The organism is Saccharopolyspora shandongensis, from assembly GCF_900106995.1.
GTDB classification, from domain to species: domain Bacteria; phylum Actinomycetota; class Actinomycetes; order Mycobacteriales; family Pseudonocardiaceae; genus Saccharopolyspora; species Saccharopolyspora shandongensis.
The window spans coordinates 1-23,656 of sequence record NZ_FNOK01000071.1 but is presented as its reverse complement, the minus strand read 5'-3'; the positions used below and the strand labels follow the sequence as shown (position 1 = coordinate 23,656).

Here is a 23,656-nt window from a genome sequence, read left to right as displayed (position 1 = left end):
CCGTCGAGTGCTGGTGGTGGTCGTTTGCGGCGCCTGGACCGGTCAGGCGGAAGTGGCAGCCGACGGGTCAGGCGCGCATCTCGGTCTTGCTCATGAGCGTGATGAGGTCGAAGGCAACCGTCGCGGCGGCCACGCACGTGATCTCGGCGTGGTCGTAGGCCGGAGCCGTCTCGACCACGTCGGCTCCGACCAGGTTGAGACCGTCGAGCCGGCGAAGCAGGTGCAGCAGTTCACGGCTGGAGAGTCCGCCCATCTCCGGTGTACCGGTGCCTGGTGCGAACGCCGGGTCGAGCACGTCGATGTCGATCGAGAGGTAGACCGGGGCGTCCCCCACCCGCCGCCGCACCGCATCGACGGCGCCGTCGATGCCGAGCGTGTCCAGGTCCCCGGCCCGGATGACCCGGAATCCGAACGATGCGTCGTCGACGAGGTCGAGCCGGTCGTAGATGGGCCCGCGGATGCCGACGTGGATCGACTTCTCCTCGGCTAGCAGCCCCTCCTCGAACGCGCGGCGGAACACCGTCCCATGGGTGATCGGGGACTTGAAGTAGGTGTCCCAGGTGTCCAGGTGCGCGTCGAAGTGGATGAGCGCGATCGGGCCGTACTTGTCCCGCGCGGCACGCAGCATCGGCAGCGCGACGGTGTGGTCACCACCGATGGTCACCAGGCGCCGGTCCCGATCCCCGACGACCTCGCGGGCGAACCCCTCGATCTGCTGGACTGCATCGTCGATGGAGTACGGCGTGCACGGGACGTCGCCGGCGTCGACGACCTGGACCCGCTCCAGCGGCGCGGCGTCGAGTTCGACGTGGAATCTCGGCCGCAGGTGCCGCGAGGCCTGCCGGACCCCCATCGGCCCGAACCGGGCGCCCGGCCGGTAGGACGTGCCCCCGTCGAAGGGGACGCCCAGAACGGCGATGTCGTAGTCGGGCACGGCGTCGATGGCCGGGATCCGCGCGAAGGTCCCGAGCCCGGCGAAGCGCGGGACCACGGTGGCTTCGAGGGCACCGATCGGCTGGTGGTCGCTCATCGTTGGGTGGCTCCGATCAAAGGGAGGTGGGTGGATTGACGAAAGACGCCGGACGGACCGTCTCTGGGGTTGATCGGGTTACTCGGGTTGCGGCTGCGCGTCCACGACGCTTGCGACGGCTTCGCCGGCGCCCGCCTTCCGCCGGGCCAGCGCCGTGACGGTGACGTAGTACAGCGGCGAGACGATGAGCAGGCCGGCGATGAAGGAGATGTCGGTGTTGCCGAGAAGCCCGGCGATCGGCCCGGTGTACGCCGTGCCGATGACCATGAAGGGCAGCTGGACCGCGACCCCGATCAGGTAGCAGATCACCGCCGGCCAGTTCACCAGCCCGTATCGACCGCCGTCGCGCCGGAAGAAGTCCTCGACCGCGTAGTCGCCGTGCCGGACCAGGTAGAAGTCAACGAGGTTGACCGCCGTCCAGGGGACCAGGGAGCCGAGCAGCAACGTCAGGAAGTTGTTGTACGTCGCCACGAAGTCATCGCCCGCGGTGAGCGCCACCCCGAGCGCCACCACGACGAACCCGGTGGCGATCAAGGCCCGCTCGCGGCTGCGCGCGGTGAAGCGCGGCGCGAACGTCTGCACGATCGTGATCGTGCACAGGGTGCTGCAGTAGAGGTTCATCGCGTTCGTGGCCGCGACGCCGACGCTGAACACGGCGACGACCAGCACGCTGATCCCTGCGGTGGCCTTGGTCAGGGCGACGACGGGGTCCAGGTCCGGCAGGAGCAACCCGATACCTGCGCCGAGGAACATCGGCAGGATCGAACCGATGCTGCTGCCCCAGTAGCTCATCCAGAATGCCGGCTTCGCGCCGGTCTGCGCCGGCATGTAGCGGGAGTAGTCCGAGACGTACGGCGCGTAGGCGATCTGCCAGACGGCCGAGGCCGACACGATGCTCATGAACCCGGCCAGGCTGGCGCCGCTGGTCTGGAAGAAAGTGACCGGGACCGGGTTGACCACGAACGCCCAGACGAATGCCAGCAGCAGGACCGCGCCCGAGACGAAGGTCATGATCCGCGCATAGGCGTGGATCAGCGCGTATCCCCAGACGGTGGCCGCGAGGCTGGCGGCGGCGATCAGGACGATGCCGCCGCGCTGCCCGAGGTGTGGAATGACGGACGCGAGGGACTCGCCTCCGAACACCAGGATCGAGATGAAGAACCCGAGGTACATGCACACCACGATCAGCACGATCAGCACGGAGCCCCAGGAGCCGAACTGGCCCTTGGTCTGCACCATCTGAGGTACGCCGAGACGCGGGCCCTGCGCGGAGTGCAGTGCCATGAAGACCGCACCGAACAGGTTGCCGATGACGATCGCCAGGGCCGCGGACCACGCCGGCTGGCCGAACAGCGTGGTGGCCAGAGCACCCGTGACGATGGCCAGGACCATGATGTTGGTGCCGAACCAGATCGTGAACATGTCCCGGTTCGTGCCGTGTCGCTGGTCCAGCGGGATGGGCTGGATGGTGGCCGACTCGATGCTCGCCGCGGACTCCCGCCGCCCTGTCAGCTGCTCACTCATGCTCTGTTCTCCCCGGCTACCGGGTCCGGTTGACCATGACGTGCTTGGTGCGCGAGTAGTCGTCGAGCGCGTACGCCGACAGGTCACGCCCGTAACCAGAGGACTTGAAGCCGCCCCACGGCATCTCGGCGGCGAACGCGAGATGGTCATTGACCCAGACCGTGCCGAAGTCCAGCCGACCGGGCAGGTCGGCGGCCCGCCGCGCATTCTCGGTCCAGACCGACGCCGACAGCCCGTACCTCGTGCCGTTTGCCGCCGCGATCATGGCGTCCTCGCAGGTGAACGTCTCGACCGTCACGACCGGGCCGAAGATCTCCTCGCGGGTGCACTCCGCACCGTCGGGGATGTTCACCAGGACGGTCGGGAGGACGAAGAAACCGTCACCGTCCGGTGCTTTGCCGCCAGTCGCGGCTCGCACGCCTTCGGCGTAGGCCCGGTCCAGGAAGCCGACCACCCGGTCGCGATGCGCCTGCGTGACCAGAGGGCCCATCTCGATGTGGTCCCCCTCCGCCGGGTCGCCGACGGCCAGCGCCTCCGCCCGGGACACCAGCCGTGCGACCAGGTCGTCGTACACCGACTCCTCGACGAGGACCCGGCATGCGGCACCACAGTCCTGTCCGGAGTTGCCGAAGCCGGCGAACGCGACGCCGTCGGCCACCGCGTCCAGGTCGGCGTCGGCGAACACCAGGACAGGCGCCTTGCCACCGAGCTCGAGGTGCACGCGCTTGAGCGACTCGGCGGCCGCGCGGGCCACCGCCTGACCACTGCGGACACTGCCGGTGACTGACACGAGGGCGACATCGGGGTGAGTCGCGAGCGCCTCGCCGACGACCGGCCCGTCACCGACGACCACGTTGAGCACGCCGGCAGGCAGCACATCGGCCAGCAGCTCGGCCAGTCGCAGAGCGGTCAGCGGGGTCTGCTCGGACGGCTTCAGCACGCAGGTGTTGCCGGCCGCCAGGATCGGCCCGATCTTCCAGGCCGCAGTGAGCAGCGGGTAGTTCCACGGGGTGATGGCCGCGACGACCCCGACCGGCTCCCGCACGATCATCGAGGTGCGGCCGGCGACGTACTCACCGGCGCTCAAGCTCTGCTGAGCGCGGACCGCCCCGGCCATGAACCGCAGCGTGTCGATCGTGAAGGCGACGTCCTCGCGCGCCAGCGGCATCGGCTTGCCGGCGTTGGCAGACTCCAGCCGCGCTAGTTCCTCGGCGTGCGTCTCGACCACGGCCGCGGCCTCGAGCATCACGTCGGCACGGTCCTTCGGCGTCTTCTGGCGCCATTCGGCGAACGCCGTCCTGGCAGCGGCCACGGCCTGGTCGACGTCGGCCGCCGTGCCGCACAGGACTCGGGCGATCGGCTGTCCCGTCGCGGGGTTGACCACTGGACGGGTCTCGGTTCCGGTGCCCGTCCAGCGAGCGCCGTCGACGAAGTGCGGCAACGCTTCGGGCTCGACATCGACCGGTGCCGGGTCTTCGCCGGTCAGGGGAGCCGCCTCGATCTGGGGTCGCGTCTCGGTCATCGTGGATCCTTCGTTCGTCGGGCTCAAGCGGTCGGAAAACCACGCTCTACGACGTCCACCAACATGTCGACGTATGCGTCGGTGTCGTCGTGGGCCGCGCGCGGCGGTGAGTCGTAGGGGAGGGCGGACTTCACCTGGGGACTCAGGAAGTAGGCTCCGGCAGTGAGCAGGGTGAGGGCTTGGAATTGGTCGGGACGGCGCGCGGCGAGCTCATCTAGTGCCGCCTCGGGCCCCTGGCCTGCGCACGAGGCCACCGCGCCGGCGAACGTTTCGGCCAGGTCCGGCCGGTAGCCCAGGACCTGATCGATCAACGCCTCCGGAACCCCTGCTGCGGTGGCCGACGGCATCGGCCCGGACGCCGGGATGAGTACGTCTGCGAGTGCGGCGAAGGTGCGTCGCTGTTCGGAATCGAGCATCACAGGTCCTCAGCGGGAAGTGGTCTGGTCGTGCCGGTTGTCGGCGAGGTGGCGCATCGCCCGGAGCGCGACCGCCATGATGGTCGCGGTCGGGTTGACGCCCGTCGAGGTGACGAAAACGCTGCCGTCGATGATGAAGAGGTTGGGCACGTCGTGGGCGCGGCCGTACTCGTCCACGACGGAGGTGGCAGGGTCGGTGCCCATGCGGGCGGTGCCGAGGAGGTGCCAGCCGCTGTCGCGGACGACCGGGATGGGGTGGACCGCGGTAGCGCCCGCGGCTAGGTGCGCCTCCGTGGCCCGGTCGACGTGGAACTTGAGCATGCGCTCGGTGTTCTCGCCGATGGTGTAGCGGATCTTCGGCACCGGGATGCCGTCGGAGTCGGTGGCCGCCGGGTCGAGGACGACCTCGTTGTGCTCCTCCGGCAGGTCCTCGGTGGTGATGCCCCACTCGGTGTAGCGCCCGAAGGTGCTCCGCAGCCGGCTGTGGAAGGCCGGTCCGAACGCCTCGCGCCAGTCCTGGCCGGGCTCCCACAACGTGTGGGTGAGCGGGCCACCGGTCGGCATCAGGTTCCACTTCGCCCCTCGGACGAAGCCCCGGTCGGTGTCGGTCTCGTAGAACTGCATCGACTGCAGTGCCTGCCCCGTAGGGCCCAGCCAGGTCTCGAGCTCGTCCTCGTAGGTTCCGTACACCGAGGCGTAGGGGTGGATCATCAACCGCTTGCCCACCAGACCCGAGGAGTTCGCCAGGCCATCGGGGAAGTGCGCGGACGTCGAGTTGAGCAGCAGTCGCGGGGTGCCGATCCCGTTGGCGGCGAGCACGGTCACGCCTGCCGCCTGATGACGCAGGGTGCCGTCGCGATCGAGGTACTCGGCGCCGGTCACCGCACCACGGTTGTCGACCGTGAGCCGCCGCACCCTGGCACCGGTCACCAGGACCGCTCCAGCGGCGATCGCCTCGCGCCAGTGGGTGAAGTCGGTGCTCGCCTTCGCTCCGGTCGGGCACCCGGACTCGCACGCGCCGTACCGCATACAGGCGGGCCGGTTCTTGAACTTCCGCGAAGCGATGGCGTTCGGAGCCGGCCACCAGTGCCAGCCGAGCTTGTCCATCCCCTTCGCCCCGGCGAGGCCGTACTTGCCGATCGGCAGCGGCGGCAGCGGGAACGTGTGCGCATCCGGGTAAGCCGGGTCGCCTTCAAGCCCGGACGCACCGATGTGGTGTGTGACCTCGTCGTAGAACGGGCGCAGGTCCTCGTAGGTGAACGGCCAGTCGTCCGCCACCCCGTCGAGGGTCCGGACCCGGAAGTCGGAGGGCAGCGCCCGCACCCAGTGACCGGAGAACAGGATGGTGCTGCCTCCGACACCGTTGAACATGAGCGGCTCGATCGGACTCTCGGTGACGTCGATCGGGTAGTCACTTGCCGCTTCGCGCATGTTCGGGCTGGGGTTCCACTGCTTCAAGCGGGCCAGTTCCCATTGGGGCTTCCCCCCGGGGAAGTCATCCGGAAGTGCCCAGTCGCCCTGCTCGAGGCAGACCACGCGGAACCCACGCGTGGCCAACTCGAGGGCCGCCACTCCGCCGGAGGCACCGGCACCCACGATGAGGACGTCTGCGTCGCGGTGATCCTGCTGTGCGTTCACCAGTCGATCTCCCGATCAGCTCGGTTTGGTGCGGCACAGAATGCTTGCGCGAGGCTCGGCCACGCTACGGTCCAACCGCCACAACCGAGTCGGCACTACTTGAGCAAATGCACAACCGGAGGAGACCGTCCGTTGGGCCTATCCCTGGAATACGGCGTGCACGGTCCCGGCGAACCAGCGGACGATGAGCTCGTCCCCGCCAGCCTCGACGGTCACGTCGTACCTCCCGGCGCGGGTTGGCCGGGTCCGGGTGACCTTGTCGCGAGGGCCGACCGTCCGGGAGCAAGCGAAGTGACATCACTTGTCGGTGGATTCCGGCGTCACTTGCCCGGCCCTCATCGTGATCAACGCTTGTGAAAGACGACGTCACTCGCTGATCAGACGCTGTCGTGTGCGGTTCGGGCGAGCCGGTAGGACGGACTCGGTGCCGGTTCAGATGATGGTGCCATCGAAGGTGAGCCGGTCGATGATGACGGCGGCGACGGTGTCGTCACCGAAAACCGTTGCCCAGTCGGCGATTTCGACGTTGGCGGTCAAGATCGTGCTGGATTTCGGGTAACGCTGATTGATCACCTGGAACAGGGCGGACGCGCCGTCGCCGGGCAGCGGCAACAACGCGGACGACCGCGCGACGAAGTCGCCCGCAGGACCGGGGTGCCGGTGGCCGGGCATCGAGCAGCGACTCAGCCCCAGGTCAGGAACCGGTAGTGCAGGCCGGTCGACGATTCCTGCCACTCCCCGACGGAGTCCGGCGGCCGCCCCACGTCCGGTGCGTGCGTGTCGCCTTCGAAGGACTCCCGGATCTCGGTGACCACGACCTGGTCCGCGAACGGCAGGGCCGCCCGGTACACCGCCGCGCCACCCATCACCCACACGTCCCCGGACACCGCGGCGAGCGCCTGCGGCAGGTCGGGGAAGGTCTCCACGCCCTCCTGCGGGGTGCGTGACAACACGAGGTTGCGCCTGCCCGGCAGCGGCCGGAACCGCGGCGGCAGCGAGTCCCAGGTGCGGCGGCCCATCAGCACGGTCGCACCCGCGGTCAGGGAGCGGAAGTGCTTCAGGTCCTCCGGCAGGTGCCACGGCAGCGTGCCGTCGCGGCCGATGATGCCGTTGGCCGACTGCGCCCAGATGAGCCCGATCACACCGCCACCGGAGCCTTGATGCCGGGGTGCGGGTCGTAGCCCTCGATCGCGATGTGCTCGTAGGTGTAGTCGAACAGGCTGGCCGCAGGCTTCAGGCTCAGCGTGGGGAACGGCCGCGCCTCGCGTGCGAGCTGCGTGCGGACCTGGTCCTCGTGGTTGTCGTAGATGTGGCAGTCGCCGCCGGTCCAGACGAAGTCACCGACGTCGAGACCCACCTGCTCGGCGATCATGTGCGTCAGCAGCGCGTAGCTCGCGATGTTGAACGGCACGCCGAGGAACAGGTCCGCGCTGCGCTGGTACAGCTGGCAGGACAGCTTGCCGTCGGCGACGTAGAACTGGAAGAACGCGTGGCACGGCGGCAGCGCCATCCGCGGGATGTCGGCGACGTTCCACGCGGACACGACGATCCGCCGGGAGTCGGGGTTCTCGCGCAGCGTGCGCAGCACCTCGCTGAGCTGGTCGACGTGCCCGCCGTCCGGGGTCGGCCACGACCGCCACTGCACACCGTAGACAGGACCGAGATCACCGTCCGGCGCCGCCCACTCGTTCCAGATCGTGACGCCGTTCTCCTGCAACCACGTGACGTTCGCATCGCCGCGCAGGAACCACAGGAGCTCGTACGCGACAGAGCGGAAGTGCACCTTCTTCGTCGTGATCAGCGGGAAGCCATCGGACAGCCGGTAGCGCAGCTGGTGACCGAAGATCGACCGCGTGCCCGTCCCGGTGCGGTCCCCCTTGTGAGCACCCGTGTCGAGAACGTGGCGAAGCAGGTCTTCGTACTGCGTGTCCGGCATACCCGCAAGCCTAGACGAGCAGGTCCAACGGGTTGACGGCAGAAGGAGAGGAACGCGTCCGCCCACCGCAGCGTGACCATGCGGGGTCCGGCTGACGGCCCGGCACGCGTCACACCTGTGACCATTGAGCGTTTTTCATCCTGGTCGGCGCGCAGTCGCGGGTCGCAAAGCTGCACGTCGATGGGGTGCCGCAGGCGCCGCAGGCGCATAGCCCACCTACGACACTTGCACCGCCGCGGGTTCACGGCGCCCACCCCCTCGGGGTTCCCTCGGCGAGGACGGCCCTGACGCCGTGTATTGGACATACATAAGTCAGGGCACCCACAGACCAGGGAGCTTCCGCTACCCGCACCGCCACGCAAATCGAGGTTGGAAAAACCTCATTGTGTCGTGGCGCACGATGAGAACCCGGCAACCTCTGCCGTCCACACAGCGCTCGTGGGCAGCGCGCAGGTAGCGGCAGGATTCCAGAAAGTGATCGCGGCTTTCTAACGGCCGACGTCCGCCAGTCCTTCGTGGACGCGTAGCAGCAATCCTTGGAGCAATTGGCGCTCCTTCGCGTCCAGCGGCTCGAGCACCTGGTCCTGGACGGCTCGTGCCTCGGCGTCCAGGTCCGCCAGGACGGCCCGCCCGGCGGGGGTGAGGGAGACGGAGACCCGCCGCCGGTCCGCCATGTCGCGTGCCCGGTCGACGTACCCGGCGGTGGCCAACTGGTCGACCGCCTTGGCCATGTCGCTCGGGTCCACGCCCAGCCGGACCGCCAGGTCGCGCTGGGCGTGCGGCCCGAAGTCGGCCAGCGCGGCGAGGGCCGCCATGTCCCACAGTCGCAGGCCACGCTCGGCCAGCCGCTCGGCCAGTAGGCCGCGGGCGGTCTTGCCGACCCGGGAGAGCAGGTAGGTGCTGAGATCCAGCAGGGTTGGCGGAGTGGATCGATCGGCGGACATGGGCGCGAGTCTAAGGTGCCCACCTATAGTGGGTTCGGACCCACTAATTTGCCGGCCGTCGACCCGAGGAGCCCTGCCGTGGACGCCCTCTACCCTCGCCTGCTCGTCACCCGCTTCGCCGAGTGCTTCCGCTTCTACGAGGCGATCCTGCCGCCACTGGCCGGCGCAAGCCTCGTCAAGGGCACGCAAGAAGGCCCCTACGCCAACTGGGACGTCAACGACGAGGCCGTCCTGGTGCTGTTCGACCGCGGCGCGATGGCCGCAACCGTTGGCACCGGGGCACTTCCCGCACAACCCGGCCCGGCGCAGGACACCGCAATGCTCGTCTTCCGGGTGGACGATGTGGACAAGCGGCTGGCCCTCTGCCTGGAGCACGGTGGCCGCCTCGTCATCGGCCCGACCGACCGACCGGAGTGGGGCCCGAACCTGCGCAGCGCCCACCTGCGCGACCCCGACGGCCACCTGATCGAGCTGCAGTCCTACTAGTTCGACACCCCGAGCACCTGTTTAGGAAATCGGGACGGAGAACTTGCGTCGATCCTCGGGCAATTTCTCAGCAGTGTTCGACGAGTAGTGAGGCGGGAGCCGCCGGCGTGCCCATCTGGACGTTCCGGCTTCCGCTGCCGACCTGCCGGGCGGCTCCCGCCTCGGGGCTCAGCGGCTTACCAGGGCCAGTTGGTCGGCGACGACCACGCCGTCGTGCAGGACCGTGCGATCGGTGCCGCGGTCCATCACGGCGCTGGTCGGCGTTTCGCCGTCGACCAGCAGCAGGTCAGCGCGGTCGCCGACGGCAAGACCGGGCCGGTCGGCGATCCCGGCGAGCCGTGCGACGTCGTGGCTCATGATCGAGGCCCCACCCATGGTCGCGACCGCGAGCGACATCTCGATCAGGTCGTCGCGGCGGAACTTGTTGGTGAAGGCCAGCTGCCAGGTGCGGTCGAGCATGTCGCAGTTGCCGTAGGGGCTCCAGTAGTCGCGCTGGCCGTCCTCGCCCAGGCCCACCCGGACGCCCGCCTCCGTCAGCGCCTCCAGCGACAGCTGGTCGCGGTCCGCCGGTGCCACGGTGGCCATCGCGATGTCCAGCTCGGCGAAGTCGTCGATGATGCGGCGGCTCACCGATTCGGAGACCGAGCCCAGCTCGTAGGCGTGGGACATCGTGACCTTGCCCTGCATGCCCAGCGCCCGGGTGCGTTCGAGCACGAGATCGGTGGAGAACACCCCGAGATGCCCCGGCTCGTGCAGGTGGATGTCCACCTCCACCTGGTACTTCTCCGCCAGCCCGAACACGACGTCCAAGTGCCCCTTGGGATCCCGGTCGAGGCTGCAGGGGTCGATGCCGCCGATCACGTCGGCGCCGGCCTTCAGCGAGGCCTCCAGGTAGTCGACGGTCCCCTCCTCGCGGAGGATGCCGGCCTGCGGGAACGTCATGATCTGGACGTCGGCCTGACCGGCGAACTTCTCCTTCGCGGCCACCACGGCATCGAACTTCTCCAGCTTGCAGTCCACATCCACCTGGGCGTACGACCGCACCCGCGTGGTGCCGCGGGCGATCATCCGCTCCAGCGTGCCGGCCACCCGCTCCGCGAGGGGGACCTCCGCGGTGCGCCAGTTCTGCCGGTCGTTGAGCATCATCGTCCACACGCCCGGACCGCCCGTGTGCGGCCGGAACGGAAGGCCGATCCGGGTCGAGTCCAGGTGCACGTGCACGTCGCTGAACGACGGCAGCAACAGCCGGCCACGGCCCTCGACCACCTCGCCGGCCGGCTGCGCGGCCGGATCGTGGCGGCGGATCTCCGCAATGCGATCGCCGGCGAGTTCGACATCGCTGCGCTCGCCACCCCACGGGCGGATGTCGCGGATCAACACGGTCGTCACCTTTCTGTTGCGCGGTAAGGATGTTCAGCAGGACGTGGCACCGCTCACCGGGGCGCGGCGGCCAGTGCCTCGCCTGCGGAATCGGTGTGGTGGCAGGCGATGTCGCCGCTCGGCACGCTGTCGGTGCACGACTGCCGTCGTTGCGGGTCCAGCAACGGATACGCCGGGCACCGGGACTGGAACACGCAGCCGCGCGGCGGGTCGGCCGGGCTGGGCAGATCGCCGGACAGCCGGATCCGCCCGCTCCGATCTGCCGCCGGGTCCGGATGCGGGACGGCGGACAGCAGCGCCTGGGTGTAGGGATGCTTCGGAGCGTCGAAAACGCCCGCACTGTCCCCGTATTCCATGATCTTTCCCAGGTACATCACCGCGACGCGGTCGGCGAAGTGCTTGACCACGGACAGGTCATGCGCGACGAAGAGGTACGCCACCCCGGTGTCCCGCTGGATGTCCTCCAGCAGGTTGATCACCTGGGCCTGCACCGAGACGTCCAGCGCGGACACCGGTTCGTCGCAGATGATCAGCTGCGGGTCCAGGGCGAGAGCCCGGGCGATGCCCACGCGCTGCTTCTGGCCGCCCGAGAACTCGTGCGGGAAGCGGTTGTAGTGGTCGGGACGCAGCCCCACCCGGTCCATCAGGTCCCGCACCCTGGCCTTGACGCCGCCGGTCGGCGTGACCCGCTGGGCCAGCAGCGGTGCAGCGATCGCACTGCCCACGGACTGGCGCGGGTTGAGCGAGGACGAGGGGTTCTGGAACACCATCTGCACCCGGCGCCGGTACTCCTGCAGGTCCGACCGGCGGAGTTCGGCGATCTCCTGGCCGTCGAGCCGGATGCTCCCGGACGTGGCGGTCAGCAACCGCATGAGCAGCCGGCCGGTGGTCGACTTGCCGCAACCGGACTCCCCCACCAGCCCGAGGGTTTGCCCGGCGTCGATCGAGAAGCTGACCCCGTCGACGGCTTTGATCACGCCGCCGGCGGACCTGAAGACGCCGGAGCGGATCGGGAAGTGCTTGGTCAGGTCGGTGACCTGCAGCAGCGGCGTCATCGGATCACCTCTCCGGCCGGGGACAGCGTCTCCAGGTGGCACCGCGACGGGTGCCCGTCGGGGCCGACCAGCGTCGGAAGGCGGGTACCACAGGCGTTGTCCGGCACCAGGTGCGCCTTCGGACAGCGGTCCGCGAACAGGCAGCCCTCGGGCAGCGCCAGCAACGACGGCGGGAAGCCTGGAATCGGTGTGAGCCGCTCGGACTCCCCCGCCAGCGATGGCATCGAAGCCAGCAGTCCCTTTGTGTAGGGATGTCGCGGGTCGCTGAAGAGGTCGGCGACCGTCGCCTGCTCCACGTGCACCCCGCCGTACATCACCACGACCTGGTGGCAGACCTCGGCGACCACTCCGAGGTCGTGGGTCACCATGATCACCGAGGTCCCCGTCTCGGCCTGCAGCTCGTTGAGCAGATCGAGGATCTGGGCCTGCACGGTGACGTCCAGCGCGGTGGTGGGCTCGTCGGCGATCAGCAGCTCGGGCTCGCAGACCAGCGCCATGGCGATCATCGCGCGCTGCCGCATGCCGCCGGAGAACTCGTGCGGGTATGCCGAGTACCGGCGCCGCGGGTCGGGAATCCCGACCCGGCCGAGCATGTCGACGGCGACCGCCGCCGCGGCCTTCTTGGACACGGCGTTGTGCACCCGGTAGGCCTCGGCGATCTGCACCCCGACCGGGTAGAACGGGTGCATCGCCGACAGCGGGTCCTGGAAGATCATCGCGATCTTCTTGCCCCGGTAGGCGCGCATCTGGGCCTCGGTGAGCGCGTTGAGGTCCTGTCCGTCCAGAAGGATCTGACCGGTGACCGTGGCCGAGGTGTCCTTGAGCAGCCCCATCAGCGCCTGGGTGGTGACGGTCTTGCCGGAACCGGATTCGCCGACGATGCCGACGGTTTCCCCGCGCGGCAGGCTCAGGTCCATCCCGTTGACCGCGTGCACCACGCCGTCGTCGGTCGGGAAACTCACCCTCAGGTCGCGGATGGCCAGCATGGGCGCGGCTTCAGGCGTGGTCATCAGGCGACCCTCACTCGTGGGTCGATCACCGCGTAGGCGACGTCGACCAGGACGTTGGCGACGATGATGAAGAACGCGGCCATCATGGTGATGGCCATGGTGACCGGCAGGTCGCCGGACTGCGCGGCGTGCACCGCGGTGAATCCGACGCCCGGCACCGAGAAGATCTGCTCGGTGAGCACGGCACCGCCCAGCAGGACGCCGATGTCCATCCCGAGCATGGTGACCACCGGCGTGATTCCGGCCCGCACACCGTGCTTGAACACGACGCGCCGCCGGGGCATGCCCTTCGAGCGCGCGGTGCGCATGAAGTCCTCGCCGAAGGTCTCCAGCATGTTGCTGCGGGTGACCCGGATGTACTGCGCGCTGAACAGCACCGCCAGCGCCACCCAGGGCAGCAGGTAGTTCAGGAACCAGCCGCCCGGACCCGCCGCGCCGAACGGCGAGACGATCTCGTTGGTGGTGAACGGCAGCAGGTCCAGCGTGCTGACGAACATCAGCAGCAACAGCAGACCGGTCACCGGAATGGGCAGGGACACCCCGATCGAGGCGGCGCCGACGATCAACTTGTCGGTGAGCCGGCCCTTGCGCAGCGCCGCCAGCAGACCCAACCCGACGCCGGCGATGGTCCACAGCACGATCGCACCGCTGGCCACCGACACCGTGTACGGCAGGGCCCGCCCGATGATCGTGGTGACGTCCTCGTTGGTCTGAAACGACTTCCCCAGGCACGGCCAGGAGCACAGGGGCCCGGAGCCCGGCGCTCCGACCGTGCGGTCGCCCAGCAGCCCGGACATGTAGGCGAAGTACTGGCTGAGGAACGGTTTGTCCATCCCGAGCGCGACGCGGGCCTCGGCGATGCGTTGCGGAGTGCACTCCTGCCCGCACGCCGCCGCGGCCGGGTCCGCCGGACCGAGCTGGAACAAGCTGAACGTCACGAAGCTGATGACGAACAGCAGCACGATCATCGCGACGAACCGCCGCAACACGAACCTGGTCATGGGCGCAACCTGCCAGCTCGGGATGGACTCACCGTTCTACCTCTCTCGTACCGCGACCGTCACCGCTCGACGCCGACGATCGACAGGTCGATGGCGCCGAAGAAGTAGCCCACCTGCGCGTTGCGGACCTTGGAACCGACCACGCTGTTGGTGAACGTGCGCACCAGCGGAACCAGCGGGTAGGACTGCATGGCCTGGTCGAACAGGGTCGCCCACTTCTTCCCGAGTTCCTCGCTCGACCCGTTGGCGCCACGAAGCTGGTACATCTCGCCGGAGATCTTCGGGTCGTAGTACCGCGGGATGTTGGAGAAGCCGTAGGTCTTGCCGTCCACGCTCGGCCCCACGTTCGGGTCGATGGTGGTGCGCACCGAACCGCTGTCCGCGCCACCGCACCAGCCGCTGCGCGCGATGTCCGGCATCTGGTCACTGGCCAGCACCGTGTAGTAGTTGGCGGCCGGGATCGGACGCAGCTGCACGTCGATGCCGAGCGCCTTGAGGTCCTGCTGCAGCACGGTGCCGACGTTCTTGTACCGGGTGTTGGTGTCCGCGTAGCCGTACACCAAGGTCTTGGGGAAGTCCTTGCCTTCCAACAGCTTCTTGGCCTCGTCCAGCTTCGCCTTGCCTCCCGGGTCCAGGTCGGTGTGCTGCTCGACGTACCCGCGCTGAGCCGGGTTGATGTACGACTGGGCCACCTTGCCGAACCGTGCGCCGCCGTACTGCAACTGGATCGCGTTCCGGTCGATGGACAGCGCGATCGCCTTGCGCACCTGAGGATCCTTGATCGTCTCGGTGTTGAAGTCGAGCACGTCCGTGCAACCCAGCAACCCTGCCGCGGTGCGCTCCTTGATCTTGGGCTCGTTGAGCTTGGCCGCGTCGGACGCCTGCAGGCCACCGTTGCTGTCCAAGGTGATCGCCGTCGGATCCGAGTCGGCGATCAGCTGCTGGCTGATGGTGGCCTGCGCGGTGGACAGGGTGAAGGTGAACGTGTCCGGCAGGGCGGGCCGGTTCGGATCGGTGGCCGGATCCCACTGCTCGTTGCGGACCAGCTTCATCGACCGGCCGCGGTCGTACGACTCGATCTTGTACGGGCCCGACGAGACCGGGTGGGCGGTGTAGTCGAGCTTGCTGTCCTTGGCCTGCGGCACCGGCGCCGTGTTCGACCGCGAAACCAGGGCGGGGAACTCGGCGAACGGCTGCTTGAGGTGGAAGACGACGGTGCTGTCGTCCGGGGTGTCGATCGCCTTGAAGTCGCCGCCGGTGTACGGACCCTTGTACCCGTCGTCGGCCAGGGCGGAGTTCAGCTCCTGCGGCGCCTGGGTGTAGACGTCGCGGGCGTAGGTGCGCTCGACTCCGTACTTGATGTCCTTGCTGGTGATCGGCGTGCCGTCCTCGAACTTCAACCGTTTCTTCAGGGTGTAGGTCCAGGTGAGGCCGTCGGCGGAGGGCGTGCCCAGGTCGGTGGCCAGGTCCGGCACGATGGTGGGCGGCTGGCCGGCCGTCTCCTTGGCCATGGTCAGCGTGCGGTAGTACAGCTGCCCCACGTTGGCGGTCTGCACGTAGTTGCTGTTTCCGGGGTCCAGCGTCTGGAAGTCCGAGGACATCAGGACGTTGATGTTCCCGCCCTTGGTGGTGTAGCCCTCCCCGATCTTCACCGGCGTGAAGGCGTCGGCCGTCGATCCTGAGCCGGACCCCGGGGCGGGCTTCTCACCGCCGCACGCGGTCAGGGCCAGCCCGGTGGTCACCGTCAGGGCGAGCGCCATCGTGGTGCTTCGTTTCACTGCGTCTCCTCACGGATGGGAAAGGAAGGGGTGGATCAGCTTCGGGAAGACTTGGGGTCCAACGCATCCCGGACCGCGTCGCCGAGCAGGTTGAACGCCAGCACGGTGATCACCAGCGCGCCGGCCGGGACGGCCAGGAACCACGGGTCGGACAGGTACCAGTTCCCCGCCTGGGCCGCGTTGAGCATCTGACCCCACGACGGCGTGGGGTCCTTGACCCCGACGCCGAGGAACGAAAGGGCCGCCTCCGCGGTGATGTTGGTGGGGATCATCATGGTCGCGTAGACCAGCACGACCCCCATGACGTTCGGGATGATCTGCCGGAAGATGATGCTCCGATGAGAGGCCCCGTACGCCTGCGCGGCCTCGACGAATTCCTGCTCCCGGATCGAGAGCACTTGGCCGCGCACGACTCTGGCCAGGTACGCCCAGCCGAAGAAGCCGAGAATGATCACCAACGAGGCGATCGGCACCAGGCTGCCCGAGTCGAGGGCGGTGCCCTGCAGCCGGGACTGCATGATCGGGGTCAGCGACAGCACCAACAGCAGGTGCGGGAACGCCAGGAACAGATCCATCACGCGGCTGATCACCATGTCGACCTTGCCGCCGAAATATCCGGCGGCAGCGCCGAGCACGGTGCCCAGCACCACGGACACCACTGTGGACAGTAGCGCGATGGTCAGAGAAATCCTTGCGCCGTAGGCCATTCGCGCGAAGATGTCGCGTCCGAGCCCCGGCTCCAGCCCGAGCCAGTGCTCACCGGACGGGTAGCGGTAGTACGACAGCGGCAAACCCGGCGCGTAGAAGTCGTCCAAGAAGTCCGGCCCGATCCGGGTGGTGAACGGATCCGAGCCCTCGATGGCCACCAGCACCGGAGCCAGGGCCGCGAACAGCACCATCAGGACCACCACGACCAGCGAGGCGATGGCGATCCGGCTGCGCCGGATCCGGAGCCACGCCGTGCCCAGCAGCGACCGCGCGGTGGCGATCTCCGCAGCCGGCCCACGCTCGGCCTTCACAGCCGCGGATTCCGGCGAAGGCAGGGTGGGCACCCGTCCATCAGCGTGCTCCGACGCGCTGGCGCGGCGCGTTCGACTCGGCGACTCATGCGGATCCGGCACGTCGATCCTTCGGTGCTCAGAGGTGCGGGGTGAAGCGACGGTACATCAAGGGCGGCGGTCTGTATACCAAATGTTTGACCCGCCCGAGTGCGCCGACATCGGGCCCACCCCGCCGACCGGGCGACCGGAAGTACCGATATTCCGACAACGAACTGATTTTGGCTCGTCACAGGATCGCGCGATCCAGTCCCGGCTAGCTATTCGACCGGAAGCCCCGACCACTCACTCATGCCGGTTGGTATACCCAAAGACAGCGCCATGAAGACCACGGCGGATGCGGCGGTGCGCGGTGGACCGGCCCGCCCGGTACGACGTCACCAGTCAGCCGCCGATGAATGCCCCGTGCAGCTCGTCGACGTCTCGGCGAACGACCAGAGATCGCACACGATCGCGGTCGAACAACCCCGTTGACGGGATCCTCACCGCACAGCACCCGGACGACGCCTGAAACGACGAAAACGCCCATTCCGGCGTTGGCCCGGTCGGCGATTACCGCGACGCGCGGGGCAACGGTCAGATTGGACGCACTCAGAGCAGGGCTGCCGCGCGGCGGTTCAACGGCGTACACATCGACGCGACATCGGCGACATGCCCACCGTGGAGCGAAGTCGCGAGCGCGAATTTTACCGACCAGTTACCCGCGGGCGGCGTTCACCAGGTACGAGCCGATCTTGGCGCGAACCAGTTCCGCAGCGCCGAGCAGCGGGCCGTCGCCGCTTATGGACAGATGGAGCGAGAGCACGTCGCTGTTCGCCGGGCACGGGCGCCGAATTCGACCCCCGTGCCCGGCGAACACCTCGCCCGGAAGATATGAAACAAGAAGATTCCACAATGGATCTTCGTTCGGCAACGGCCGTTGTTCGCCGGCCGCTGCGGGCGAGCCTCACCGCCGGTGACGACGATGCCGCCCGCGTGCGCTGTAGGGCAGGGGCTGGCCAGGGGAACATCGCATCCCCTGACCAGCCAGCGCACTCAGCTCGACGCCTCGCGCAGTGCCTTGCGGCGCCCGTGCTGCCCGACCGACTTGTCCTTCAGGTCGATGCCCTTCGTCTCCGGCAACGTCAGCACGACGAAGCCGGTGATCAGGCCAAGCGCAATGCTGTACCAGGTGAACGCACTGCTGATGCCTTGGCTGGCGAAGAACGTCTGCAGGTAGGGGGCGGTGCCGCCGAACAGCGCCACGGCGATCGAGTACGGCACGGCCAGCCCGATCGCCCGGATCCGCGTCGGGAAGATCTCCGCGTAGACGGCAGGCCCGACGGAGGTCGACATCGCCAGGAAGATCAGCGCGATCGACATCGCGAAGAACAACGACCACGCCGACTGGTTGAGCATCGCGTTCAGCGGGAAGCTCAGGATCGAGAGACCGACGACCGCGGTCAGCAGGATCGGCTTTCGGCCGATCCGGTCCGAGAGCGCGCCGAACAGCGGGACGACTGCCAGGAAGACGATCTGCGCCCCGACGCCGGCCCACAACGCCTGGGCAGGCGGCACCTTGATCACGTTGATGGCGTACGCGGGGGCCGAGATCGCCCACACGTAGTAGAGAACGGTCGCACCCACGGTCATGCCGATGACCTGGAAGAGCAGCTTCGGGTGTTCCCTGACGGTCCGCCAGATGGCGCCCTTCTTGGTGTGGAGGTGATCTTCGTCCTCGTTGCCGGTGGGGTCGTCGTGGATGGCTTCCTCGACGAAGGCCTCGGTCTCGTGCATGCGCAACCGCATGAACAGTGCGTAGAGCCCGAACACACCACCGATGATGAACGGAATCCGCCAGCCGTAGGCGTTCATCGACTCGGCAGTCACCATCGTGGAGAGCACGGCGGCGAGCAGGGTGCCGGCGAGCTGCCCGATGGTGCCGGAGAAGTAGATGAGGCTGGACCACAGCCCGCGCCGCTCCTTGGGTGCGGTCTCGGCGATGTAGGTTTGCGCAGAAGGCAGTTCACCGCCGTGCGCGAGTCCTTGGGCGAGGCGAGCGAGGACCAGGATGAGGGACGCGCCGACGCCGATGGTGGCGTAGTTCGGCGAGATGCCGATCAGCAGGCTGCCGCCCGCGGAGAGCGCGACGCACAGCGACATGGAGAGCTTGCGGCCCATCTTGTCGGCGATCCAGCCGAACAATGCGCCGCCGAAAGGACGCGCGAGGAACCCGACCGCGAACACGACGAGCGTCTTGAGCACGTCGGAGACGGGGTCGTCGCCGTGGAAGAACTGCGAGGCGAAGAACGGGGTGAACGTGGTGTAGACGCCCCAGTCGAACCACTCCATCGCATTGCCGGAGCCGATGCCGAAGAGCGTGCGGGCCTTGCTCTGGTCAGCGGAAGTCCGGATGTGGCCGCTGGATCGGGGTGTGCCGCTCACGACGCCACCTCCTCGGCGAACACGTCCAGCCTGCGGGAGGCGAGGCCGGCGTAGATGGCGGCCGCGTCGGAGAGCACGGCCGGATCGAAGTCCGCGCGTGGCGAGTGGTTCATCGGGGCGGCATCCGGGTCGAGCCCCGGCGGGGTGGCGCCGATACCGAGGAACGCGCCGGGGACGGCGGCGATGACCCGGGAGAAGTCCTCCGACCCTGACACCGGATGGGGCATCTCCTGGTAGCGCTCCTCGCCGAGGGCGTTGCGCACCACGTCGGCGCCGAAGTCGACCTCGGCAGCTGTGTTGACGGTAGTCGGGTATTCGGGCTTGAAACGGTACTCGACGTCGACGCCGTGCGATGCGGCGACGCCCTCCAGCGTGCGCTGGATCGAGGAGGCGAGCAGGTCCTCGTTGACCTCGCTGTAGCAGCGAACGGTCGCTTCGAACGTCGCGGTGTCCGGTATGACGTTGCGTTTCGTGCCGCCGGAGAACTTCCCGACGGTGATCACGACGGGGTCGAAGATGTCGAAGGTGCGGGTCACCATCGTCTGCAGTGCGGTGACCATCGCCGCAGCCGCGACGATCGGATCCTTCGCCCGGTGCGGAGCCGACCCGTGGCCACCGGCTCCGCGGACGGTGACGAAGAGCCCGTGCGACGCGGACATGACCGTCCCGGCCTTGCTGGTGAAAAGCCCTGACGGCAGCTGGCTGGAGAACACGTGCATGCCGAACGCGGCGTCGACGCGCTTGCCGGCAGCGTCGAGGACGCCTTCCTCGATCATGACACCCGCGCCGTCGAAGCCTTCCTCGCCGGGCTGGAACATGAACACCACGTCGCCCTTGAGCGTGTCGCGATGCTGGCTCAGCAGCTTCGCGGCGCCGACGAGCGAGGTGGTGTGCAGGTCGTGCCCGCATGCGTGCATCGCGCCGTTCGTCGCGGCGAAGTCCAGCCCGGTCTCCTCGTCGACCGGCAGCGCGTCCATGTCGCCGCGGATCAGCACGGTCTTCGGGTCCGCTGCCTCCCGCCGCCCACCGCGGAGCACTGCGGTGACCGATGTCGTCCTCGTGCCCGTCGTGATCTCCAAGGGGAGTCCCTCAAGCGCGGAGAGCACCGCCTCCTGGGTACGTGGGAGCTCTAGCCCGATCTCCGGATGATGGTGCAGACGCTTGCGCAACTCGACTAGGTCACCCTGCATCGCCGTGGCATCTTCAAGGAAGGTCATACCCCACTCCTTGCCTGCTCCCGAACGTCGGCGCGTCGGTTTTATCTGAACTTGTGCGGACTGCAATGGCGCCAGCGGTTCCGATCCATCAGAGCCGGACTTCTGGGGGGCCGCGACAGCCCGACCGGACGGTATGGGATGCGGCCACCAGTGTCCAGACCCAAACCCGAGGCCAGAAACAGACTCAGAAGATCATTCCGACAAAACGGCGATCGCAGTGGTAGTTACGACGGGCCCGATGCCGAAGCCGTCACCGAACGGACCGGCTTGTCGGCACGCCAGGTCGCGGAAACCACACCGGCGCCGAGCAGCGGAGCGATCAACAAGGACGAAAATCGAGACGGCACCCATGGGGACGATCACTGGAGATCCACTGCCAGGGCACGAAAAAGTCCACTGACCTGCACTGTCGTGCCATGTCGACGGGCTCTCCCACGGCCGGTCGGACAGGATGTGAACCTGCGGCCCCTTGACCCCGGTCATGTCCATAAGAGACACTTCCCAGCGAAAACCCAGCAACCGCACGAAAAACCGGTGCTGCTCGCTGCCACCCAGCACAACGCGGTTCAGACCAACACGCTCAACAGCCCGAGCCGATCAAATCGAATCGGGGAGCCGCTAGCTGTGCGAGGTGGGAACAGGTTCCCATGCTGAAAAGTTCAGATGGCGCGCCACCAGGGTTGGGCTTCTACAGACGTGTTGTTGCCGAGGGTCAGCCGGAACGGGTTCGGGCCGATCACCGCCCAGGCGTACTTCGCCTGCTCCGCCGGGAAATCGGGGCTCGTGACCAGCTCGAACAGGTCATCGAAGACGTCCGAGAACAGCTCGCTCAGGAACTCACCGAGCCTGTCGTACGCCCCGGCGCGCAGGTGCTCGGCCAGCGCGTCCAGGTCGACCGAGTCGAGCATCTGGGCAGCGAACGGGTCATCGTTGCGGATGTGCCCGGCTGCTTTCAGGCAGCGTTCGCGCAGCTTCTCGGGTACCTCGACGACCGACGGCAGCATGCTGAACGCCGCCATCAGGTCACCCGCGTCCTGGCGGGGAAGACCTTGCGCCTTGCCGAGGCAGTACGGTACGAACTGCGGGAATGCCATGATGCGGGCGGCCTGAACCAAATTCATCCAGAATTCGGTCCGCAGCTCGCCGTCGCGGCCGGCCTCGCCGGCCCAATGCCCGATGAAGTGCAGGGTGTCCAGCCAGATCGCGCCGTACTCGTCGGCCAGCTCGTCTGCCTGTCCACTGTCGTGGAGCAACGCCTCCGGTACGAGATCCTTCGCCGCTGTGAGGTACTGCACCACGGTCCCGGCCGGAAATGTCAACCCAGCGGTCAACCAACCTGGATACATCCCGAGCCACATCCCGCGCCCCTCTCGCACACCGGTCCACCGAGCGGTGAGACGTGCCGCCTCAACCCCCGGTTCCCGGTCACCATTTCACGTCGAAGCGTTCAGCCGGCGCGCCACCGGGGTTGGGGTGGGACAGGGGCTCAGCCTCCTGAGCCATCACGAGCAGCCAGCATGAAAGCCATCCCTGCCCCGCCTGCACACCTCGGTCTTTCCGGACGGCCGGGTGCACACCTGGAAGGCAGGGCGGCATGACCACTTCGGATTCGCGCGTGTGGTCAGCGCAGCACGATCGGGAAGCCGTCGGTGCGAACCGAACCGCCAGCAGCACGAGTACGTCCTCGAATCCGGCCTGCAGTGCGCGAAACGATCACCACTGCAGTCCATGACGCGGGCACCGTCTTCAGCGTCCCGTCCATATCGGCTTGCGCTTCTCCGCGAACGCTGATCTACGAGGTGCAATGCCGCTACTGCCGCGGTATCGACCGGCTGGACCTGGAACTGGTGCGCTCCTGCTATCACCCGGGTGCCGTGGATCACCACGTGAGTTTCGACGGCGACCGGGACCAGTTCATCGCCTGGCTGGACGTCGAGCTGCGCAAGGCAGCAGGTTCGATCCGCGCCAGCTGGATGGCGTGACGATCGCCTCGCAGGTCGGGGACGGCGCGGCGGTGTCGGCCGTGATCAACCGGGAGCTGCAGAAGGCGGGCCTGGATTTGTCGCGCATCAAGTTCCAGCAAATGGCCACCGCCGACGTGTACACGGCCCTGGCCAACGGGGCGGTCGACGCCGGCTGGCTGGCTGACCCGCTCTGGCTCGACGCGGCGGCCTCCCCGGCCTTCCCGGCCACGTTCGCCTTCGGCTTCGACCCCGAGGAGATACAGGGTGCCGTCGTTTACGGCCCCACCCTGCTCCGCGAGCATCGCGCGGTCGGCGAGGCATTCCTGCGCGCCTACTACACCACCGTGCGCGAGCATGTGAACGGCAACTACCACGACAACCCGGAGATCCTGGGCATCCTTGCGGACGCGGCCGAAGTCTCACCGGAGGAACTGCGACGCCTCCCCCCGCTGCAGTTCTCCGCCCTGCTCAATGGCCGATTCACCCAATCCTTCCAGGAACTGCAACGGGTGTACGGGATCAAAGACGGGATTCTGCAGTACGACCAGCCCCTGCCCGACAGCCGGTTGCTGGACATGGGGTTCAGCGACAAGGCATTGCACCGCTAGCAACGAAACCGGCGGGCGGTGGCTCCGATCCGGTGCCACCACCCCGCATCGTCAGGACTCCGGCTCGAACAGCGCGGCGATCGCCTGCAGGTGCCGCCGCATCCGGTACTGCGCCAGCGGTGCGTCGCCGGCGACGATGGCCGCAACGATGGCGCGATGCGCGTCGTGCGACACGAGCGCGGCGTCATGGTGGCCCTCGTCTTCCTTTTCCGCCGCATCCCACTCCCGCTGAACAATGTCCTGATCGAGCTGCGCCAACACTTCCACAAACAGAGTTATCGCGGGATTTCCGGCCAGTTCGGCACCTGACTCCGCCACGCGAGCACTAATGATCTTTTGGTATTTGGGTGATCTTGGTTCATAGGCGGAGTCCGGTGTGGTCGAGAAAGGAGAAGCACAGTTGGTAGCTGTTGCCTATGCGGTCCAGGCCGGTGCCCGCGGCGGTATGTGCTTCGTCGATGTGCTCGGGGCAGAGGTTGGCCAGCTCGGTTGTTTTGATGTTGCCCCAGACTTGTTCGACTGGGTTGAGCTCGGGTGCGTAGGCGGGCAGCCGCTCGACGCGCAGCCAGTGTCGTTGGGTGGCCAGCCAGGCTTTCATGTCTTTCGAACGGTGGGCGGACAGTCCATCCCAGATCAAGGTTGCCGGATCTCCACCCAGGTGGTCG

23 protein-coding genes are annotated in these 23,656 nt (G+C 67.8%); 3 read left to right on the top strand and 20 right to left on the bottom strand.

Annotated elements, in window-relative coordinates; genetic code table 11:
- Positions 1–67: 67 nt before the first annotated feature.
- From speB to BLW84_RS40875, 9 genes are all read right to left on the bottom strand, one after another.
- Positions 68–1,030: an agmatinase gene (gene speB / locus BLW84_RS40915; RefSeq protein ID WP_093277251.1), complete on the bottom strand. Its 963-nt coding sequence runs from the start codon at positions 1,028–1,030 to the stop codon at positions 68–70.
- A 78-nt stretch (positions 1,031–1,108) separates the two neighbouring features.
- The gene (locus BLW84_RS40910) at positions 1,109–2,554 is read right to left on the bottom strand and encodes a purine-cytosine permease family protein (RefSeq protein ID WP_093277248.1); all 1,446 of its coding nucleotides are present in this window, start codon (positions 2,552–2,554) and stop codon (positions 1,109–1,111) included.
- Positions 2,555–2,570: 16 nt separating this feature from the next.
- Positions 2,571–4,076 carry an aminobutyraldehyde dehydrogenase gene (locus tag BLW84_RS40905; RefSeq protein ID WP_093277245.1) on the bottom strand — a complete coding sequence of 502 codons (1,506 nt, stop codon included), beginning with the start codon at positions 4,074–4,076 and terminating at the stop codon, positions 2,571–2,573.
- A gap of 23 nt (positions 4,077–4,099) precedes the next feature.
- On the bottom strand, positions 4,100–4,492 hold the full coding sequence (locus BLW84_RS40900) for a gluconate 2-dehydrogenase subunit 3 family protein (protein ID WP_177226977.1): 393 nt from the start codon (positions 4,490–4,492) through the stop codon (positions 4,100–4,102).
- A gap of 9 nt (positions 4,493–4,501) precedes the next feature.
- Complete coding sequence (locus tag BLW84_RS40895; RefSeq protein ID WP_245761737.1) at positions 4,502–6,130, bottom strand: GMC family oxidoreductase; 1,629 nt, start codon at positions 6,128–6,130, stop codon at positions 4,502–4,504.
- A 432-nt stretch (positions 6,131–6,562) separates the two neighbouring features.
- Complete coding sequence (locus BLW84_RS40890) at positions 6,563–6,802, bottom strand: ATP-binding protein (RefSeq protein ID WP_245761736.1); 240 nt, start codon at positions 6,800–6,802, stop codon at positions 6,563–6,565.
- Positions 6,803–6,813: 11 nt separating this feature from the next.
- Positions 6,814–7,272 carry a dihydrofolate reductase gene (locus tag BLW84_RS40885; protein ID WP_093277240.1) on the bottom strand — a complete coding sequence of 153 codons (459 nt, stop codon included), beginning with the start codon at positions 7,270–7,272 and terminating at the stop codon, positions 6,814–6,816.
- Positions 7,269–8,066, bottom strand: coding sequence for a thymidylate synthase (locus BLW84_RS40880; protein ID WP_093277237.1), 798 nt, complete (start codon positions 8,064–8,066; stop codon positions 7,269–7,271). Before BLW84_RS40880 ends, BLW84_RS40885 begins: the two co-directional genes overlap by 4 nt.
- Before the next feature lie 488 nt (positions 8,067–8,554).
- A complete protein-coding gene (locus BLW84_RS40875; protein ID WP_093277234.1) occupies positions 8,555–9,010 on the bottom strand; it encodes a MarR family winged helix-turn-helix transcriptional regulator in 456 nt (151 codons plus the stop codon).
- A gap of 78 nt (positions 9,011–9,088) precedes the next feature.
- Here BLW84_RS40875 and BLW84_RS40870 point away from each other — a divergent pair, with 78 nt between their 5' ends.
- Positions 9,089–9,496, top strand: coding sequence for a VOC family protein (locus tag BLW84_RS40870; protein WP_093277231.1), 408 nt, complete (start codon positions 9,089–9,091; stop codon positions 9,494–9,496).
- A gap of 168 nt (positions 9,497–9,664) precedes the next feature.
- On the opposite strand, the gene BLW84_RS40865 is transcribed toward BLW84_RS40870, so the two are convergent.
- From BLW84_RS40865 to BLW84_RS40825, 9 genes are all read right to left on the bottom strand, one after another.
- On the bottom strand, positions 9,665–10,876 hold the full coding sequence (locus tag BLW84_RS40865; RefSeq protein ID WP_093277282.1) for an amidohydrolase family protein: 1,212 nt from the start codon (positions 10,874–10,876) through the stop codon (positions 9,665–9,667).
- A gap of 53 nt (positions 10,877–10,929) precedes the next feature.
- Entirely contained in the window at positions 10,930–11,931 is a 1,002-nt protein-coding gene (locus tag BLW84_RS40860; protein WP_093277229.1) for an ABC transporter ATP-binding protein, read from the bottom strand.
- Positions 11,928–12,941, bottom strand: coding sequence for an ABC transporter ATP-binding protein (locus BLW84_RS40855; protein WP_093277226.1), 1,014 nt, complete (start codon positions 12,939–12,941; stop codon positions 11,928–11,930). The genes BLW84_RS40860 and BLW84_RS40855 overlap by 4 nt, the downstream gene beginning before the upstream one ends.
- Positions 12,941–13,942, bottom strand: coding sequence for an ABC transporter permease (locus tag BLW84_RS40850; protein WP_093277224.1), 1,002 nt, complete (start codon positions 13,940–13,942; stop codon positions 12,941–12,943). The genes BLW84_RS40855 and BLW84_RS40850 overlap by 1 nt, the downstream gene beginning before the upstream one ends.
- 59 nt (positions 13,943–14,001) lie before the next feature.
- Entirely contained in the window at positions 14,002–15,720 is a 1,719-nt protein-coding gene (locus BLW84_RS40845) for an ABC transporter substrate-binding protein (protein WP_093277221.1), read from the bottom strand.
- Positions 15,721–15,755: 35 nt separating this feature from the next.
- Positions 15,756–16,772 carry an ABC transporter permease gene (locus BLW84_RS40840; RefSeq protein WP_245761735.1) on the bottom strand — a complete coding sequence of 339 codons (1,017 nt, stop codon included), beginning with the start codon at positions 16,770–16,772 and terminating at the stop codon, positions 15,756–15,758.
- A 1,041-nt stretch (positions 16,773–17,813) separates the two neighbouring features.
- On the bottom strand, positions 17,814–19,202 hold the full coding sequence (locus BLW84_RS40835) for an MFS transporter (RefSeq protein WP_342743225.1): 1,389 nt from the start codon (positions 19,200–19,202) through the stop codon (positions 17,814–17,816).
- Positions 19,199–20,419 carry a M20 metallopeptidase family protein gene (locus BLW84_RS40830; RefSeq protein ID WP_093277216.1) on the bottom strand — a complete coding sequence of 407 codons (1,221 nt, stop codon included), beginning with the start codon at positions 20,417–20,419 and terminating at the stop codon, positions 19,199–19,201. Before BLW84_RS40830 ends, BLW84_RS40835 begins: the two co-directional genes overlap by 4 nt.
- Positions 20,420–21,078: 659 nt before the next feature.
- A complete protein-coding gene (locus tag BLW84_RS40825) occupies positions 21,079–21,750 on the bottom strand; it encodes a hypothetical protein (RefSeq protein WP_143061285.1) in 672 nt (223 codons plus the stop codon).
- A gap of 369 nt (positions 21,751–22,119) precedes the next feature.
- Here BLW84_RS40825 and BLW84_RS48085 point away from each other — a divergent pair, with 369 nt between their 5' ends.
- Positions 22,120–22,401 carry a nuclear transport factor 2 family protein gene (locus BLW84_RS48085; protein WP_177226976.1) on the top strand — a complete coding sequence of 94 codons (282 nt, stop codon included), beginning with the start codon at positions 22,120–22,122 and terminating at the stop codon, positions 22,399–22,401.
- Positions 22,398–22,991, top strand: coding sequence for a substrate-binding domain-containing protein (locus BLW84_RS40815; RefSeq protein WP_093277211.1), 594 nt, complete (start codon positions 22,398–22,400; stop codon positions 22,989–22,991). The genes BLW84_RS48085 and BLW84_RS40815 overlap by 4 nt, the downstream gene beginning before the upstream one ends.
- 51 nt (positions 22,992–23,042) lie before the next feature.
- On the opposite strand, the gene BLW84_RS40810 is transcribed toward BLW84_RS40815, so the two are convergent.
- Positions 23,043–23,309 carry an FCD domain-containing protein gene (locus BLW84_RS40810; protein WP_245761734.1) on the bottom strand — a complete coding sequence of 89 codons (267 nt, stop codon included), beginning with the start codon at positions 23,307–23,309 and terminating at the stop codon, positions 23,043–23,045.
- 40 nt (positions 23,310–23,349) lie between these two features.
- On the bottom strand, positions 23,350–23,656 hold a 307-nt coding region (locus BLW84_RS40805), incomplete at its 5' end, for a transposase (RefSeq protein WP_143061284.1).

What these genes read in the sequence shown, in the direction of transcription:
- speB (WP_093277251.1), bottom strand. Translation starts at nt 1,030, where the DNA reads ATGAGCGACCACCAGCCGATCGGTGCCCTCGAAGCCACCGTGGTCCCG.
- BLW84_RS40910 (WP_093277248.1), bottom strand. Translation starts at nt 2,554, where the DNA reads ATGAGTGAGCAGCTGACAGGGCGGCGGGAGTCCGCGGCGAGCATCGAG.
- BLW84_RS40905 (WP_093277245.1), bottom strand. Translation starts at nt 4,076, where the DNA reads ATGACCGAGACGCGACCCCAGATCGAGGCGGCTCCCCTGACCGGCGAA.
- BLW84_RS40900 (WP_177226977.1), bottom strand. Translation starts at nt 4,492, where the DNA reads ATGCTCGATTCCGAACAGCGACGCACCTTCGCCGCACTCGCAGACGTA.
- BLW84_RS40890 (WP_245761736.1), bottom strand. Translation starts at nt 6,802, where the DNA reads ATGCCCGGCCACCGGCACCCCGGTCCTGCGGGCGACTTCGTCGCGCGG.
- BLW84_RS40880 (WP_093277237.1), bottom strand. Translation starts at nt 8,066, where the DNA reads ATGCCGGACACGCAGTACGAAGACCTGCTTCGCCACGTTCTCGACACG.
- BLW84_RS40875 (WP_093277234.1), bottom strand. Translation starts at nt 9,010, where the DNA reads ATGTCCGCCGATCGATCCACTCCGCCAACCCTGCTGGATCTCAGCACC.
- BLW84_RS40860 (WP_093277229.1), bottom strand. Translation starts at nt 11,931, where the DNA reads ATGACGCCGCTGCTGCAGGTCACCGACCTGACCAAGCACTTCCCGATC.
- BLW84_RS40855 (WP_093277226.1), bottom strand. Translation starts at nt 12,941, where the DNA reads ATGACCACGCCTGAAGCCGCGCCCATGCTGGCCATCCGCGACCTGAGG.
- BLW84_RS40850 (WP_093277224.1), bottom strand. Translation starts at nt 13,942, where the DNA reads ATGACCAGGTTCGTGTTGCGGCGGTTCGTCGCGATGATCGTGCTGCTG.
- BLW84_RS40830 (WP_093277216.1), bottom strand. Translation starts at nt 20,419, where the DNA reads ATGACCTTCCTTGAAGATGCCACGGCGATGCAGGGTGACCTAGTCGAG.